This is a genomic window from Paenibacillus sp. G2S3 (genome assembly GCF_030123105.1).
Lineage (GTDB): Bacteria > Bacillota > Bacilli > Paenibacillales > Paenibacillaceae > Paenibacillus_AQ.
The window spans coordinates 497,458-514,287 of sequence record NZ_CP126095.1; the positions used below are offsets into that span (position 1 = coordinate 497,458).

Sequence of the window (16,830 nt, forward strand, 5' to 3'; positions counted from 1 at the left end):
ACCGTTGAGTCGTATATAGTTGGGACAGCAATGCTGAACGGTGCTAAGTCTATTTTATTGTAAGATGCTAGGAGGAGAACGGCATGGGGACAACAGGAAAGCTGGATATACGTCATGAATGTCCTTCAGTGGAACAGTATTTAGCGCTGAGAAAAGAGGCTGGACTGAGTGCAATGAGCGCGGAAGGTGCTGCAATAGGGTTGCCTCGTTCTATTTTTGCGGTAACCTTGTATGAGGAGAATACCTTAGTCGGGATGGGCAGGGTGATTGGCGACGGGGGATGCTTTTTTCAGGTTACGGATATTGCAGTTAAGCCTTCACATCAAGGACGGAGTTTAGGGAAATTGGTCATGCGAGAAATCAGTGAGTTCCTTCATACTATACCGGACAAGGCTTATGTAAGTTTGATTGCAGATGGGGAAGCTTCTAAATTATATGCACAATATGGTTTTGAATCGGTCATGCCACGTTCTCAGGGTATGTTTTTGCGTCGTTAATGCGAGTACATGCGCTTATTAGGGAGTGCCCCTTGTATTGGCTAAGGGGTTTTTCGTCTGGAAGCTAATTGCTGGGGATCTGATTTCAATGGGATCTCATGGGATAAATAATGTTTAAAGGCTGTAAGGGAAAAGCTATTAAGATGAGTATTGAAAATATAAATAACAAGGAAGGTCGTACGCTGGCCTTACCCGGAAAAAGTGAGGAAAATACAGATGGATGTTGTAGTATTGGGTGCATCAGGAACGATTGGAAAGGCGATTGTACAGGAGGCTTTAAAAAGAAAACATGAGGTAACAGCTGCGGTACGGAATCCAGAATCAGTAACCCTTGAACATGAACGTCTGCACATCACGACTGTAGATGTTCTAGATCCTGCTTCAGTCGCAGCTGCAGTCCGTGGACATGAGGAGGTAATCAGTGCCTACGGTCCAGCACTCGGCCGAGAGAAGGATTTGATAACAGCAGCTAAGGCAATTGTAGAGGGAATGCAAGAAGCTGGGCTAAATCGACTGCTAGTTGTGGGTGGTGCAGGTAGTTTGAAGACTGAATCTGGAGAGCTGTTGATGGATACGGCAGATTTCCCTGCTCAGATTAGACCACTGGCAGAGGCACATGCGGAAGCTTATGAAATTTACAAAAACACAGAACTGGATTATACGTATGCCAGTCCTGCTGCGGTAGTTCATTCAGGTCGACGTACAGGTCAATTCCGCATTGGACTCGACCGTCTCGTTTTTGATGAGAATGGCGAAAGTATAATCAGTGTAGAGGATTTTGCTGTAGCTATGGTGGACGAGCTGGAGGAAGGGAATTTTAGCCGGACGAGATTTACTGTAGCTTATTGATATCAAGCTAGTTGTGGATTGAAGTGTAGCGGAAAGGGGCCGAACCATGTATCTGGTAACTGCTGAGCAAATGCGGCGGCTGGATGGAGAAACGATCCAGCGGCTGGGGATTCCAGCTATTGCGCTGATGGAGAATGCGGGAAGAGTGATCGCAGAGGAGATCATTGCGCTGTGCCGGCGGAGAGGTGGAGAGGGCTGCAGGAATGCAGTCAATGCGGAAGACGCCGGGAAGGATGCCGCGCTGGCTGGCGCGGCATTTCAGGTCAGCGCAGATCATGCGCTGACCCTGGACAATGCCGCCGCCGAGCGATGGTTCATCCTCGTCGGCAAAGGCAACAACGGCGGCGATGGCCTCGCCGCCGCACGGTATCTTCGCGAGACGGGCATCGCCGTCACGCTTGTCTATGCGGTGCCGCCGGAGTCGCTCTCCGGCGAGGCCGCCCTGCAGCGCGATGCGGCTGCAGCCATGGGCCTCCCTGCCGTGGTATACGGCAGGGATCGGCTGGACCTTGCCGAGTGCAGCGGCATCTTGGATGCGCTGCTCGGCACTGGCGCCGCGGGAGCCCCGCGCGGCGCCTATGCGGAGCTGATTGCCGCAGCGAATAGCAGCGGCAAAGTGATCGTGTCCGCGGACATCCCGAGTGGTCTGAACGCGGACACGGGCGAGACGCATGAGCCTTGCATTCATGCGTCAGTGACGGTATGCCTCGCGTTTCTCAAGCGAGGGCTCCTGCAATACCCCGGCGCAAGCGCAGCGGGGCATGTGAAGGTCCGAGCCATCGGCATTCCGACTTCTCTGGCCACTAACATTGGTGTGCAGGTTCACCTGCTGACACCGGAAGTGCTGCATGCCCATCTGGGCGTAGATCTGGCCCGCCGGCGTTCGCCTGAAGGCCATAAGGGGACTTATGGGCATGTCCTTCTTGCCGCCGGCACCTTAAGAATGAGCGGTGCCGGACTGCTCTCTGCCCGTGCTGCGCTTCGGGCCGGTTGCGGATTGGTGACATGGGCGCTTCCTCAGAAGCTGCTGTCCTGTATCATCGGTTCTGCCCCTGAACTGATGCTGGCCGATGTTGGCGGCAATGAAGATGGAACCTGGCAAGCAGGGAGCGTTTCAGAGCTACTGAAGCTAAGTAAAGAGCGAGACGTCATCGCTATTGGTCCCGGTCTGGGTCGATTCGAGGCTGATACAGAATGGCTTCGCAATCTCTGGGAAGGGACGGATTGTCCTCTGGTTATTGATGCGGACGCCTTGAATATATTAGCTGAGGCTGATTACAAGGGCTGGGCAAGTAGACGCCATCCGGTGATTCTGACGCCTCATCCTGGTGAGATGGCCAGGCTTGCCAATATAACAACAGCTGAGGTGCAACGAGACCGCATCGGTCTGGCTATGGACTACGCTAAAGAGCACGGGATCACGCTCGTATTAAAAGGAGCGCATACCGTTATAGCAACGCCTGAAGGGCAAGCTTATGTAAACACCACAGGCCATCCCGGCATGGGCACTGGTGGAGCGGGTGATGTGCTAACGGGCATCATTTCCAGCCTGCTGGCTCAAGGACTAAATGCTACGCAGGCAGCAGCTTTTGGTGTATATCTGCACGGTTTAGCAGGGGAGAGGGCCGCCCGTCAGCGGAATCATCCAGCGGCTATTATTGCCGGTGATATCATAGAAGCACTCTGAGTGCGGCTTATAACAGCAGTAAGCAGAGCAGTGGTAGAAATAGTGCAAACACAGGCAGTAACAGAGGGGATCGCTCCACGCCCAGCTGCGTCACACGCAGCAGCAACAATCCCAAAATTCCTGCCAGACCCCATAGCAGTAGCTCTGCACCTTGTTCTGCTGCCAGCCATAGACCTGCACCGAAACCTGCTACAACATATACGACAAGGGAAACGACATGGGATGTGGAACGCAGGAGGCGCAGCAGAACATCGGCTACTAGTGCAGCCGGCAGTCCATAAGCATAAATAGCATAAGGGATCGAAAGAGGCCAACCGTCAGGTACGCCATTATGTTGTGGAAACCCAAGCATAAGTAAGGAGATAAGGACGTACGTTAGCCCTGCGCAGGCTAATTTTGATAATGCGTACATGCCACTTGTTAAACGGATAGAAGGAATATCATAGTCAGGTATCTTGTTCATAGGTATACATTCCTCTCGTGGTGTGTTGTGTATCAGCTTGTACCCATGTCTTCACCGTTGACATGAATACACGTTGGCGGGGATTCATCTGATGGTCTAGATCTAACTGGCGGCTTTGGTGCTGTGTGGGGAAAGTGATAGGTTGCTCCTTACGTACTGTTCGTTCCCCATAATAGGGGTAGGTGGGATTCATTTTTCTAATACACTCCTCCTTGCCTTCTATCTTCCGTATATTTCTATGCATGCGCCCAGAAAAGCGTGCGCTATCTTCAATACATACATATGCGTTCATAAACCCAAGTCGGAGGAGGCGCTTATTCAAAATGAAGGATTGGCGAAAAATCGATGATTTGAATCGTGGAACCGCAGTTCAGAAAGAGGTCTATAACCTTCTTACAGAGCTGGAGATTATGAATTTGCTAATGGACTATAATCCTTTGTTGGTTGGAACAGTACCGCTTGGAATTCAAGTCGAGGGCAGCGATTTGGATATCATTTGTGAGGTTCATGATCCTGTGGAGTTTAAGGCGCTAGTTGTTCGGTATTTTGGATCCATAGACGGGCTTGTTAGCGAATCGCGAGTGGTTCAAGGCATCCCTCGAATAAAAGTTAACTTTATGGCAAAGGGCTGGCCTATAGAACTGTTTGGACAGCCGAAGCGAACGGAGCTCCAGAATGGTTATTTGCATATGATCGTTGAAGCTGAAATTTTAGCTCAAATGGATGATGATTTTCGCGAGCGGATCATTTTTTTAAAGACAAGTGGATGGAAGACAGAACCTGCCTTTGCGAAAGCTCTGGGATTAGAGGGCGATCCTTACGAAGCGCTGCTGGAGCTGGAAAAGCTGCCTCGGAGCGCTCTTCATGCTTTATGCCATTCTGCGTTATCTGGCGCATAACCGAGGCTTTAGCCAGATTTGTGAGAACGAAGATGGCCAGATGGTAGGTACGGCATTATGCGGGCATGATGGGCGAAGAGGCTACATGTATCATGTTGCTGTTCATAATGACTGCCGGGGAATGGGTGTTGGTCGTAAGCTTGTGACTCGCTGTCTTGAGAATCTCCGTACAGCCGGTATTGCCAAGTGCCACCTGATGGTTATTGGAACCAACGAACAAGGAAGAGGGTTCTGGGAAGGGATGGGCTGGCAGTATAGAGGTGGAATTATGCTGTACTCCCAGGATATCTTGTGATACTCAGGACATGAAATACAAATACTATCCTCTGAATACGGAATGTTAGGCATATTTATATCACAGCAAATGTCACGGTGAACTCCGACTGCTGGTGCAGTATACTATATAGGAGTACGATAATTGCCTATTCTTGCAGGCAGGAGGTCTTTTATGCGTTTTAAGGATGTATTTTCAATTATTGGTCCGGCAATGGTCGGTCCTTCAAGCTCACATACCGCTGGGGCGGCACGGATCGGGAGGGCTGCGAGGCAGGTGTTAGGTGAAGTTCCGCGTGTGGCCGAAGTAACGTTTTTTGGTTCTTTTGCAGCGACATATCAGGGACATGGCACAGATCGAGCGATTGTTGGAGGGCTGCTTGATTTCACCACCGACGATCATCGGCTTCCAGATTCCCTAGAGCTGGCAGCAGAAGCCGGGATGGAAGTTTCTTTTAAGCAGGGAACAGGCCTGTTTCCACATCCGAATACGGTTAAGCTGCATCTTATCGGACAAGAAACAGGAAGCGAACTGACGTTAACAGGGACATCTATTGGTGGCGGGAACATCGAGATTGTTGATATCGACGGTTTTGGAGTGAAGCTCACGGGGATCTATCCGACGGTTCTGATTAATCATATGGATTATTTGGGTGTTCTGGCGAGTGTTACGGAAGTGATGCGTAACGGACAGTTTAATATAGGGCATATGTCTCTTGATCGTAAGAATCGCAGTGGTGCAGCCTTAACGGTGCTGGAGCTGGATGAAGCGGCTACACCGGAGCTTATTGAAGCGCTTAAAGCGCTTACTGCTGTGAAATCCGTGAAGCTGGTTAATTTAAATGAAGGTAAGCAAGATGAGAAGGGGAAGGAAAGTTTAACATGAATTTTCAAACACTTAGCGAGCTGGCTGTATTGTGTGAGGAACGCGGTCTCACGATTGGAGCACTTATGCTCGAAGAGCAAAGCGCGGAATCTGGACGTTCCAGTGATCATGAATTTTCCACGATGCGTGAATATTATGGCGTGATGAAAGAGGCTGTTCATCGCGGGATGCATGAAGATACAACTTCACGGAGCGGTCTTACAGGCATGGACGCCCAGCGTGTAGGCGCATATAATGCAGCTGATGAACCGTGCCTAGGTGGACCTGCAGGTCAAGCTATGGCTTACGCGCTGGCTGTATCTGAAGTCAACGCTTCTATGGGCCGGATCATTGCGACGCCTACTGCCGGTTCATGCGGGATTATTCCGGGTGTATTTCTCAGCTGTCAGGAACGGTTTGGCTGGGATGACGACTACATGGTATCCGGATTGTTCGCGGCCGGGGCCATCGGTTATGTCATTGCCAATAATTCGTTTGTATCAGGCGCGGAAGGTGGCTGCCAAGCCGAGGTAGGTTCTGCTATTGGGATGGCCGCAGGCGCGTTAACCGAGCTGCGCGGCGGAACGCCTGCACAAGCAGTGCATGCTGTAGGGCTAGCACTTAAGAACACTTTAGGCCTGATTTGTGATCCGGTTGGCGGACTTGTAGAGATTCCTTGTATAGTTAGAAACGGATTCGGTGCAGTTACCGCACTTGCCGCTGCAGATATGGCACTGGCTGGTGTTCGTAGTGTGATTCCTTCAGATGAAGTCATCAAGGTCATGCTCGAGGTAGGCTCAGCTATGCCAGAGAAACACCGCGAGACTGCAGGTGGCGGTTTAGCACAGACACCTACCGGTCGTAAAATCATGCAGGATTTACGCAAAAAGAAGTAATTAATACGTCTTGAATCAGAATTCGTATTTAGAGCATTTTGAAACGTTCCAGCTGATCCCATAGACCTTCTTGCCGAAGGATTTCTGCCTGCCTAGGTCCAATAAGGTCGAAGTGGGGAAACGATGAACGATTATGAATATATTGGGCAGGCAATCCATTCTCCTCGCACCAGTGTTTCAGTGTGGTAAGATCACTACAGCCCACCTTGGTGACGGTAGTGATGCCGGGAAAGCGTGGATCCACCCAATAATGAGTCAAGAAGGCGATCTCTCCTGCGGAGACCGCTTTTTTCCACCGGGATAATTCTTCTCTATTGATGCCGAAGGCCATAAAGTCTCATCCTTATCTATTGTAGTTGACAACATTATAACCCATGAAAGGGGATTACATCATGAACGGACAAGTAAGAGCGGATATTCGTCCTGGGCTTGAAGTGGATATTGTACTTAAGCAGGATCAGCCTACAGGCAAGCTAACACACGGTACGGTAAAAGATATTCTCACGAACTCACCTCGACATCCGCATGGCATTAAGGTCAGATTGACTAGCGGACAGGTAGGACGAGTTAAGAATATTACAGGGAACTAAATAAACCCCACTTCTCCACATTAAAAAGCGACCCTAATCTTAAGGCGTCTGTTCACGAGAACAGAATGACCTCTGAGATTAGGGCTTTTTGGTTTAAGAGGTTATATTCGGCCCATAAAATCCTCAACAGATTTATCAGCTTTAGTCTGATTACATAACGTACAAGCGCAGACGCAATTATCTGGGGTTGTATGGCCACCTTTAGCACGTGGCAGTAAATGGTCAATAGTGTCCCCATAAGCGCCGCAGAAGTAGCAGGTATAGTTGTCTCTGGCTAGTATATAAGCGCGAAAATCCTTATTGCTATACAATCGCCTTATGGTTCGGCGATTCACAACGATAGCGGCATGTTCCCTAACTAGCGTAATCGCAAGCGCTAGATCGATCTCCTGATGCCAGCGCCGCCCTTTATCACTATGGCCGCGCATTAGAATCATCCCTTTAGCAGAAGGAATCAATTGGGTTGGATCTTCAGGATTTAGCTTCGCGCCTTGAGAATGTGGCTGTTTTCTTCGCTGCTCCAAACCTCGTACGCGTCGGTTCGGATTAGATTGTCCTGAGGAAGCAGGAGTGGAAGATGGCTTTCCCTCTTTGGGACGTTCCAATAGAGGGTGCTGATGGGTTTGGATCGTATCAAGCTTCACCAGTAAGGGGTTTGCTGTGAGCTTTATATTTAGTGTTTCCCGTTGTCTCCGACATTCACGACAGGCACCACGGCGTGACTGCCCCTTGGAACGTTTGCCTGTACGTCTGCGAAATTCAGAAAGCGGCTTCTGCTTGTGGCAATAAGCACACTGTTTAGTAGCTAGAAGGTCAGTATCGTTCATAGGTATGTTAGGTGCAGCGCATGTGCACGCATGTCCTGTCTCCTTGTTTTTAATATAAGAAACTATAAGTTTCACACCATACTTTATGTCATATATTTCAGGCTTAAATGCTTACCGCCCTTTTAAGGACGCAGAAGATACTTATAGTATAACGTAAAGCGCTGCTGTTCACATCGTACGTAAAAAAAGCGAAATCCCTGCTAAGTTTGTGATATGCATCTCGGCGGTAAACAGTAAAAACTTGTAAAATAGAAGGAGGGTGAAATCGTTATCAAAATAGGGTTGCTCTAATTCTTATATTGAAATGGGGTAGTGAAATGGAATTAACGAAGGGAAGGCCGGGTACAGTAACATGGCTTTATATTCTTCTTATTTTTTTGGGGGTTGGAGCGTTAGGAGGGGGCGGTGCTCTTGTAATAGATCCTAGCGGCGATCTAATGAAAATGCCGACTTCTATGCTGGAAAGATCGCCATTCTCAGATTTTTTATTTCCGGGTATTCTGCTATTTATCGTATTTGGTTTACTGCCTCTGCTCGTTGTCTATGGTTTGATCAAGAGACCCCAGTGGCACTTAGTGGAACGATTAAATCCTTTTAAGAAGTTATATAGCTTCTGGGCTATGTCTCTATATATCGGGTTTGGGCAAATCATTTGGATAACGGTGCAGACGTACATGCTGAATAGTGTTGCAATGATACATCTGATCTATATGAGTCTAGGGCTGTTGATTCAGGCCGTTACACTACTCCCCTCTGTACAATGTTACTTTTCGCTGGACGGAGGTACGGAAAGACGTTAAAATTGCAGTGAACAAAAGACATTCATTTGTCTGGGCAAGGAGCGAGCCGAATTGACAACGATATACGATATTGCCAAAAGAACCGGTTACTCTCCAACAACGGTTTCTAAGGCGTTTAATAATTATTCCGATGTACGGGAGAAGACTCGCCAGGAAATATTTCGGGTTGCCCAAGAAATGGGATATTTGCCGAATTCACATGCCCGTACACTGACTACTAAGAAATCATGGACCATCGGCGTGCTGTTCGTAGAGAATACAGGATTTGGTATTCGCCATCCTTTTTTTAGTGCTGTGATCGAGAGCTTTAAGAAGGTTGCTGTTGAAAAGGGTTATGCCCTCATGTTTATCTCCAAAGATGTCGGTGGTAAGCAAAGCGGTTATTTAGAGAATTGCAGGATTCGTGGCGTAGACGGCGTTGTTGTCTTCTTGTCCGATTATGAGGATCCGTACTTCCGTGAACTGCTTGAGAGTGATATTCCAACGGTTATTATTGATTTTGAGACTTCTGAGACGCATACGGTATGTTCGGATAATACAGCTGGGGCAGAGCTGGCAGTGGAGTACCTAGCTTCTTTGGGGCATCGCAAGATTGCCCATATATCCGGAGGCATGAACACATTTCCAGGTAAAATGCGGGAGCTGGGTTACAAGACCGCTATGAAGCAGCGAGGGTTTAAAGTACCCAAGTCCTATGTTGTAGACGGAGCCTTTTATTCTCGAGAAAGCGGCTATAACGCGATGCTTGAGCTTCTTAAGCTCCCTGAACGTCCAACCGCCATCTTTGCTTCTGGTGACTTGCTAGCCTTAGGGGCTATTATGGCTGCTAAAGATAGTGGACTTTCCGTACCAATGGATATTTCAGTTATGGGGTACGATGACATCGATCTTGCCGAGTATGTTTCACCTGCATTGACAACGGTGCGTCAGGATACGGAACTTCTTGGAAGTAGAGCGGCAGACATTCTATTAACTACAATTGAAGGCAAGGTGTTAGATAAGGAAGCGATTTTAATTCCGGTAGAAGTGGTTGAACGGGAATCCTGTGCACCTCCGATTAGCGGAAATTAGTCTGATAAATCTTGACGAACTGAAAAGAGTCCTGCTAAAGTAAAAGACAGTATAGCTTTCAATTGTTCTTATAAGATGAGATAGTGGTATTTGGCACATCTTATTAAGTGAGATGGAGCTATAATCGACGTATTGTTATAAATGCTCTTTCAATTGATTTGGAAGATCATTTTTTTTCGAAACAATCGAAACCGGTTTCGATTGTTTCGAATGGATGGCTCATTGCTCCGAATTTACAACATCGGAAGATGATCCAGTAAAGACTAGTGCTTTGGTAAGAAAACAATTCAGAGGAGATGGATGAAATGACAAAGGTTCAAACTGTAGTAACTGCAAAAGATACAGGGGAACGCTTAACTCCGAAAGATGCAATTGTTTTTAGCGCAAGAGTAGGATCTGGGTCTGCTGATGTGGAGCTTAAGCCAGAGCAGGAGTTTCAAAAGTTGATTGGATTTGGCGGCGCTTTCACTGAAGCTGCAGCTTATACGTTATCACGCCTGAGCTCCGAGAAACGAGCAGAGGTTATTCATCGGTACTTCCATCCTGTAGAGGGATTAGGCTATAGCATGGGGCGTGTTCATATTCACAGCTGTGATTTTGCCCTCGGAAATTATACCTATGTTGCTGATCATGATATAGAGCTAGCTACTTTTGATATCTCTCATGATCATAAGTGGGTACTTCCGCTGATAAAAGACGCCATGGAAGTAAGAGGCGGTGCATTCACAATGCTGGCTTCTCCTTGGAGCCCTCCGGCATGGATGAAAACAAATGGAGAAATGAATAACGGTGGCTCATTGAAACCGGAATACGCAGAAGTTTGGGCACGCTACTATACGAAGTTCATTGAAGCTTATGGAAAAGAGGGAGTACCGATTTGGGCGGTTTCCGTACAAAATGAGCCGGCTGCCGTTCAGGTCTGGGATTCATGTATTTATAGTGCGGAAGAGGAGCGGGATTTTGTTAAAAATCATCTTGGACCGGTAATGCATCAAACCGGCCATTCAGATGTGAACATTGTAATCTGGGATCATAACCGCGATATTATGGTCGAGCGTGCTTCGGCCGTATTATCTGATCCTGACGCAGCAAAGTATGTGTGGGGTACAGGTATTCACTGGTACGGAGGCGAGGAGTTCGACAAGGTAGAAAAGGTGCATGATTTATTTCCTGACAAGCATCTGTTGTTCACAGAGGGCTGCCAAGAGGGCGGTGTTAAGCTGGGGGAATGGTTTACTGGCGAACGTTATGGCAGAAACATGATTGGAGATCTCAATGCGTGGACAGAAGGATATCTGGACTGGAACCTGGTACTGGATGAGACTGGAGGTCCCAACCATGTAGGCAATCTCTGCGATGCGCCGATTATTGCAGATACGACAACGGATGAAGTGCACTATAACAGCTCCTATTATTACATTGGGCATTTCAGTAAATTCATTACACCAGGTGCGGTACGGATCGGATTTACGTCTGAAGCGGAAGGTATCCTGACCACAGCATTCCGTAATCCTGACGGTAGCATTGCTGTTGTGCTGATGAATGAAAGTGAAGATGTACACAGTGTAACGCTAGGTCTAGGCGAAGAGATTGCGAGCTGCGAGCTAGCGCCTCATTCCATCGTAACGCATTTGATTTCATAAATAATCTACAACTTAGGAGGACATAAATATGAGCAATTATTATTTCGAATCAGGTAGATTTGTAATGGAGCAATTTGACGAAGGAAAGCCTTTTTCCAGTTTTCTACCGGGTCTTGCCGGACTGAAGGGAATTCCGATGTGGACTTTTTATGTGAACCGGGGTCAGGCCATTTGCAGCTTCGGGGTACGCGATAAGAACTCACCGATCATGGAGTTCTCCCCCGCAAATATCTCTTATAAAAACGTAGGGATGACCGGGTTCAGAACCTTTATCAAAATTAAAGGCGAGCAAGAGATTTATGAACCGTTTCAATCTGCACGTCCGGATTCTGCTGCTAAGCGAATCATGACTATTTTACCTAACGGACTTACCATTGAAGAAAGCCATGCCGGGCATGGTCTGAAGACGACCGTACACTATTTCAATCTGCCTAATGACGATTATGCAGCGTTAGTACGTCGGGTAGAGATTGAGAACATCGGCGGTAAAGAGATCGAGCTGGAGTTGATGGATGGTCTGCCTGAAATCTTGCCTTACGGCGTAGAGAACAGTGGATATAAGGAAATAGGGAATCTGCTACGCAGCTGGATGGACGTATACAACCTAGAGAATGGCATTCCGTTCTATAAGCTTCGTTCCAGTACCAATGATGATGCACAGGTTAGCGAAATCACGAATGGCCATTTCTACCTGTCGTTCACTGGTGAAGGAGAAAAAGTCTCACCCATCGTAGATTTCGAGCTTGTCTTTGGTGGCAACACCTCGCTTACTTACCCAGACCGCTTTGCAGGATTAACCCTGTCAGAACTGGGCGAGCTTCCACAATATCCGGTCAACAAGGTTCCGTGCGGTTTTAGTGGAGTGGCAAGACGTTTGGCGCCGGGTAGCAGTTTGATCTTGAACACTCTGGTTGGACATGTAAATGACATCGATAAAATCAATAAGAAGGCGGAGCAGCTATGCCGCGATGAATATATCTTGTCTAAATCTCAAGAGGCCGCTGGTCTGACTGAAGCGTTGACGGAAGACATTGCTACTCACACTTCATCGGCTGTGTTTGATGCGTATTGCCGTCAATCCTATCTCGATAACTTCCTGCGTGGAGGCTATCCTTTTGTCTTTGACAATGGTGGTGATGGCTTTGTAGTTCACTTATACTCGCGTAAGCACGGTGACTTGGAGCGTGACTACAATTTCTTCTCACTCGCCCCAGAATATTATTCACAGGGGAACGGAAACTTCCGTGATATGAATCAGAATCGTCGGAATGATGTGTTTTTTAATCCGAAGGTGGGTAGCTTCAACATCAAAATGTTCTATAGCTTGATTCAGGCGGACGGTTACAACCCACTGAGTGTGCAAGGAACAACCTTTGAAGTGAAACCGGATAGTAAGGCGCAAGCTGCGGAGTGGATCGGAGAAGCTGCGGCAGATCATCAAGCTGAGCTTGTAAAGCTGTGTAGCAGTCGATTCACACCAGGTAGCCTAGTGAACTATATTGCGGATCATAATGTTACCTTGAAGGTAAGCGAGCAACAATTTTTGTCGGGACTACTAGCCCTGTCACAGCAAAACATTGAAGCTGCTTTTGGCGAAGGCTTCTGGTCGGATCACTGGACATATAATATGGATCTGGTAGTAGGTTATTTAGATATCTTCCCTGACAAAAAGCAGGAGCTTCTATTTGGGGATAACACTTATGCGTTCTATGACAGCCCAGCGTATGTGCTGCCACGAAGTGAGAAATATGTAATCAGTGACGGAAAGGCTCGGCAATATGGTGCACTCCTTGAGGATGAGGAGAAGCTGCACAAGCTGAAATGGAAAGCTGGAGATACACATTGGCTGCGTACTGAAGGCGGTCACGGCGCCATTTACCACACCAATTTGTTCGTGAAGATGTTGTCCCTTGCCTTGAATAAATTTGCTACACTTGACCCTTTCGGTATGGGTGTAGAGATGGAAGGCAATAAGCCGGGCTGGAACGATGCTATGAATGGACTGCCAGGATTGTTCGGCTCCGGAATGAGTGAGACTTTTGAGCTGAAACGTACCGTAGTCTTTTTGTTAGATGCTCTGAACGACAAAGAGAACGTCCAAGGAGCTGTAGATCTGCCAGAAGAAATTGCTCAGCTGCTTGAAGAGGTATATCGAGCGGTAACAGCTGTTCTTTCGGGAGATTTGGAACAATTTAATTATTGGGACACTGTAGCTTCAGCGCGTGAGGCCTATAGAGCACGTATCCGTTTTGGTATTACTGGGGTTGAGTCTGAAGTAAACTTAGAATACATTCGTGAGGCCCTTTCCAAGTTCTTGGTCAAAATCGATGAGGGGATCAACAAGGCGGTAAAGCTCGGTAATGGGCTTACCCCAACCTATTTCCGCTTTGAGGCGAAGAAATTCCAGCAGGTGACAGACGCTGAAGGTCAACCGGTACTTAGCGGATACGGCCTCCCAAAAGCTGTGGTAGAGGAGTTTGAGGTATTTGCATTGCCATATTTCCTTGAGGGACCTACTCGTTGGTTGAAGACACTGAAGGATCCGGTGCAAGCCAAAGAAATCTATAATTTGATTAAGCAAACAGAGCTATATGATCCGACTACGTCTATGTATCAAACCTCGGTTAGTCTAGAGGGAGAGTCTCATGAGATCGGACGAATGAGAGCCTTTACGCCAGGCTGGCTAGAGCGGGAGTCTAACTTCTTGCATATGTCCTACAAGTATTTGCTTGAGCTGCTGAAGGGCGGGCTATACGAGGAATTCTACGGCGAGCTGAAGACCTCTCTAGTTCCGTTCCTGGATCCGGCTGTCTATGGACGCAGCACGCTTGAAAATTCATCCTTTATTGCGACTGGAGGCAATCCTGATCCTAATAATCACGGTAGAGGGTTCGTAGCAAGACTAAGTGGATCGACTGCTGAATTCCTGAGTATGTGGAGAACGATGATGGCCGGAAGCCATGTTTTCAGAGTAGAAGATGGACAGCTTACGTTATCTTTGGATCCGGTTCTACCAGGCTGGCTATTTGATGAACAAGGCAATCTATCTTTCAAATTCCTAGGTGGCACGGAAGTAACGTATTCGAACCCACAATGTGAGAATACGTTTGGTGAGAAGAAGGCTGTTATTCAGAGCATGACGCTCTTCTATCACGATGGAACGGTGACCGAAATTTCTGGAGCACTCGTTCGTGGTGAAGAGGCGGAGGCTCTGCGGCGTGGAGAGATCAAGCAAATTCGAGCAATAATGGCATAACACTAGAGGGGGGAGGGCCTAGGCCCTCCCTTATCTTTTGCTCCAAATATAAGAAAGTATAAGTTTTACGTTATACATCATCCTTATATTTCTCGCATAAACGCTTACCGTCCTTAAAGGGCACCGAAAGCGTTTTAGCTTGAAACCGAAAAATGGAACCTATAATCCGAAATTCGATGCCTTACGGAGACAGGCAAAAGCAAATACAATGAATATATAAATATTGTAAGCGCTTTAGAATATAAATACAGATATAATAGCCTGGAGGTCCATAGGATGGAGAAAAAGAACAGTATGGAAGTAAGCCCAGCGATGAAGCCGTTAATTCCTGGCAATTTCGAAACCGGTAAAGTTAATCGAAGCCCGCTTTGGAAGAGGCTCATTGCCCAGCGTCATTTGCAGACAATGGCTCTATTGGGCATTGCGTGGATGATTATCTTCAACTACATTCCGATGTATGGAATCATCATTGCTTTTAAAGATTACAACATCGTCAAAACGATTGCTGAAGCCCCATGGGCGGGACTGAAGCATTTCAAAGAATTTCTGGATGATGATAATCTATCGAATGTAATTAAAAATACACTCGGTATTAGCTTGTTTAAGTTAATCATCGGGTTTCCGCTCCCAATTATATTTGCTCTATTCCTCAACGAGGTTCGTTCGATAAGATTCAAGAAAAGCATTCAGACGATTTCGTATTTACCCCACTTTCTCTCATGGGTGGTACTCGGGGGGATCTTGGCTACATGGCTCGCGGATGTTGGGATTATCAATAATATTTTGCTAGCGCTTCATCTCATCGATCAGCCAATTACATACTTGGCTGAGCCCAGTTACTTTTGGACGATTATTATCTCCTCTGATATCTGGAAAGAACTTGGATGGTCAGCAATTATTTATTTAGCAGCAATCTCCGGTGTTTCTCCTGAAATGTATGAGGCAGCGACGATCGACGGCGCTGGTAGATTTCAGAAGATGTGGTATGTTACCTTGCCGGCGATTAAATCGACAATCAGCATTCTCTTTATTCTCGCAGTCAGCGGAGTGCTGAACTCCAACTTTGATCAGATTCTGGTCCTGCGCAACTCATTAAATGATAGTGCAAGTAATGTAATTGATTACTATGTTTATTATACAGGGATTCTATCGGGCCGATTCTCTTACTCAACAGCAGTTGGATTGTTAAAATCGGTTATCGCTCTAATTTTGCTGTTGATTGCCAACCAAGTATCTAAAAAAATCAACGATACATCGTTGTTCTAGGATAAGGAGGACCATATATGTTTGCACTTAAGCGTAAAACGAAGGGCGAGGCCCTATTCGATATCATCAATAACATTATCATGCTGTGTATCTGCTTCATAACGCTATACCCGATCTGGTACGTATTGGTTAACGCCTTCAATAACGGTAGTGATGCCATGCGGGGAGGGATCTACTGGTGGCCGCGGGTGTTCAGCTTTGAGAATTTCGAGGCCGTTTTTGCCAGTCCCGGTATTATGCAGGCGATGTGGATCACTGTTGCTAAAACAGTCTTGGGGACAGTGCTACACGTATTTTTCACAGCGATGGTAGCTTATGCATTCTCCCGTAAAAACCTTATTGGCGGTAAGTTCTACATGCTTATGGGTACAGTGACTCTCTTTTTTGGCGGGGGACTCATTCCTACTTTTCTGCTGATGAAGGATCTTCACTTATTGGAGAATTTCCTAGTCTATATTATTCCGGTAATGTTCAGTTTTTTTGATCTCATTATCTTCATGACCTTTTTCCGGGAGATCCCCGAAGGACTTGAAGAAGCGGCACGGATTGACGGTGCTAATGATTGGTCTATCTTTTTAAGAATTGTACTTCCAGTATCCATGCCTGTAATTGCTACCATTGCGCTATTCCACGGCGTGTATCAATGGAATGATTACTTTACCGGTATGATCTATATCAATAACACAGATTTACAGCCGATTCAGACCTATTTATTTCGAGTCGTAGCACAATCGAGCTCTAGTCAAATGATGGTTGCTGTACAGGGCAGCAGCGTTACGAGAAGCGTAACGTCACAGTCCATTAAGCTGGCGACGATGGTAGTGACCACACTGCCGATAGTATTCGTATATCCGTTCCTGCAGCGTTATTTCGTTAAAGGTATGATGATCGGTTCGATTAAGGGCTGATCAGAAACAAAGGTAACTCCTCCAGATGCTTACAGCTGTA

General features: G+C 47.0%; 17 protein-coding genes. 14 read left to right on the forward strand and 3 right to left on the reverse strand.

What is annotated here, in order from left to right; all coding sequences use genetic code 11:
- Positions 1-83 precede the first annotated feature (83 nt).
- The 3 genes from QNH28_RS02225 (at position 84) to QNH28_RS02235 (ending at position 3,033) form a co-directional block, all read left to right on the forward strand.
- Positions 84-497 (forward strand): GNAT family N-acetyltransferase, encoded by a 414-nt coding sequence (locus QNH28_RS02225; protein ID WP_283909983.1) that lies wholly within the window; start codon positions 84-86, stop codon positions 495-497.
- Between the two features lie 216 nt (positions 498-713).
- Entirely contained in the window at positions 714-1,346 is a 633-nt protein-coding gene (locus QNH28_RS02230; protein ID WP_283912028.1) for an NAD(P)-dependent oxidoreductase, read from the forward strand.
- A gap of 46 nt (positions 1,347-1,392) precedes the next feature.
- The gene (locus QNH28_RS02235; protein ID WP_283909984.1) at positions 1,393-3,033 is read left to right on the forward strand and encodes an NAD(P)H-hydrate dehydratase; all 1,641 of its coding nucleotides are present in this window, start codon (positions 1,393-1,395) and stop codon (positions 3,031-3,033) included.
- 7 nt (positions 3,034-3,040) lie between these two features.
- Here QNH28_RS02235 and QNH28_RS02240 read toward each other — a convergent pair whose 3' ends face one another.
- Positions 3,041-3,496 (reverse strand): hypothetical protein, encoded by a 456-nt coding sequence (locus tag QNH28_RS02240; RefSeq protein ID WP_283909985.1) that lies wholly within the window; start codon positions 3,494-3,496, stop codon positions 3,041-3,043.
- Positions 3,497-3,819: 323 nt separating this feature from the next.
- Here QNH28_RS02240 and QNH28_RS02245 point away from each other — a divergent pair, with 323 nt between their 5' ends.
- From QNH28_RS02245 to sdaAA, 4 genes are all read left to right on the forward strand, one after another.
- Positions 3,820-4,395 carry a DUF4269 domain-containing protein gene (locus tag QNH28_RS02245; protein WP_283909986.1) on the forward strand — a complete coding sequence of 192 codons (576 nt, stop codon included), beginning with the start codon at positions 3,820-3,822 and terminating at the stop codon, positions 4,393-4,395.
- Positions 4,361-4,690 (forward strand): GNAT family N-acetyltransferase, encoded by a 330-nt coding sequence (locus QNH28_RS02250; RefSeq protein WP_283909987.1) that lies wholly within the window; start codon positions 4,361-4,363, stop codon positions 4,688-4,690. The genes QNH28_RS02245 and QNH28_RS02250 overlap by 35 nt, the downstream gene beginning before the upstream one ends.
- 153 nt (positions 4,691-4,843) lie before the next feature.
- Entirely contained in the window at positions 4,844-5,554 is a 711-nt protein-coding gene (sdaAB, locus tag QNH28_RS02255) for an L-serine ammonia-lyase, iron-sulfur-dependent subunit beta (RefSeq protein ID WP_283909988.1), read from the forward strand.
- A complete protein-coding gene (gene sdaAA / locus QNH28_RS02260; protein WP_042184434.1) occupies positions 5,551-6,429 on the forward strand; it encodes an L-serine ammonia-lyase, iron-sulfur-dependent, subunit alpha in 879 nt (292 codons plus the stop codon). The genes sdaAB and sdaAA overlap by 4 nt, the downstream gene beginning before the upstream one ends.
- A 28-nt stretch (positions 6,430-6,457) precedes the next feature.
- On the opposite strand, the gene QNH28_RS02265 is transcribed toward sdaAA, so the two are convergent.
- Entirely contained in the window at positions 6,458-6,760 is a 303-nt protein-coding gene (locus tag QNH28_RS02265) for a hypothetical protein (protein ID WP_283909989.1), read from the reverse strand.
- A gap of 61 nt (positions 6,761-6,821) precedes the next feature.
- Here QNH28_RS02265 and QNH28_RS02270 point away from each other — a divergent pair, with 61 nt between their 5' ends.
- Entirely contained in the window at positions 6,822-7,019 is a 198-nt protein-coding gene (locus QNH28_RS02270; RefSeq protein WP_042184438.1) for a YwbE family protein, read from the forward strand.
- 101 nt (positions 7,020-7,120) lie between these two features.
- On the opposite strand, the gene QNH28_RS02275 is transcribed toward QNH28_RS02270, so the two are convergent.
- Positions 7,121-7,846 carry an HNH endonuclease gene (locus QNH28_RS02275; RefSeq protein WP_283909990.1) on the reverse strand — a complete coding sequence of 242 codons (726 nt, stop codon included), beginning with the start codon at positions 7,844-7,846 and terminating at the stop codon, positions 7,121-7,123.
- A 317-nt stretch (positions 7,847-8,163) separates the two neighbouring features.
- On the opposite strand from QNH28_RS02275, the gene QNH28_RS02280 reads away from it, so the two are divergent.
- The 6 genes from QNH28_RS02280 to QNH28_RS02305 all read left to right on the forward strand — a co-directional run bounded on the left by QNH28_RS02280 (position 8,164) and on the right by QNH28_RS02305 (position 16,790).
- Entirely contained in the window at positions 8,164-8,646 is a 483-nt protein-coding gene (locus QNH28_RS02280) for a hypothetical protein (protein ID WP_283909991.1), read from the forward strand.
- 51 nt (positions 8,647-8,697) lie between these two features.
- The gene (locus tag QNH28_RS02285; RefSeq protein ID WP_283909992.1) at positions 8,698-9,717 is read left to right on the forward strand and encodes a LacI family DNA-binding transcriptional regulator; all 1,020 of its coding nucleotides are present in this window, start codon (positions 8,698-8,700) and stop codon (positions 9,715-9,717) included.
- A 305-nt stretch (positions 9,718-10,022) separates the two neighbouring features.
- Positions 10,023-11,360: a glycoside hydrolase family 30 protein gene (locus QNH28_RS02290; protein ID WP_283909993.1), complete on the forward strand. Its 1,338-nt coding sequence runs from the start codon at positions 10,023-10,025 to the stop codon at positions 11,358-11,360.
- Between the two features lie 28 nt (positions 11,361-11,388).
- Positions 11,389-14,616 carry a cellobiose phosphorylase gene (locus QNH28_RS02295; RefSeq protein ID WP_283909994.1) on the forward strand — a complete coding sequence of 1,076 codons (3,228 nt, stop codon included), beginning with the start codon at positions 11,389-11,391 and terminating at the stop codon, positions 14,614-14,616.
- Between the two features lie 276 nt (positions 14,617-14,892).
- Positions 14,893-15,882, forward strand: a complete 990-nt coding sequence (locus tag QNH28_RS02300) for an ABC transporter permease (protein WP_481858347.1) — start codon at positions 14,893-14,895, stop codon at positions 15,880-15,882.
- A 17-nt stretch (positions 15,883-15,899) separates the two neighbouring features.
- Positions 15,900-16,790, forward strand: coding sequence for a carbohydrate ABC transporter permease (locus QNH28_RS02305; RefSeq protein WP_283909995.1), 891 nt, complete (start codon positions 15,900-15,902; stop codon positions 16,788-16,790).
- Positions 16,791-16,830 lie beyond the last annotated feature (40 nt).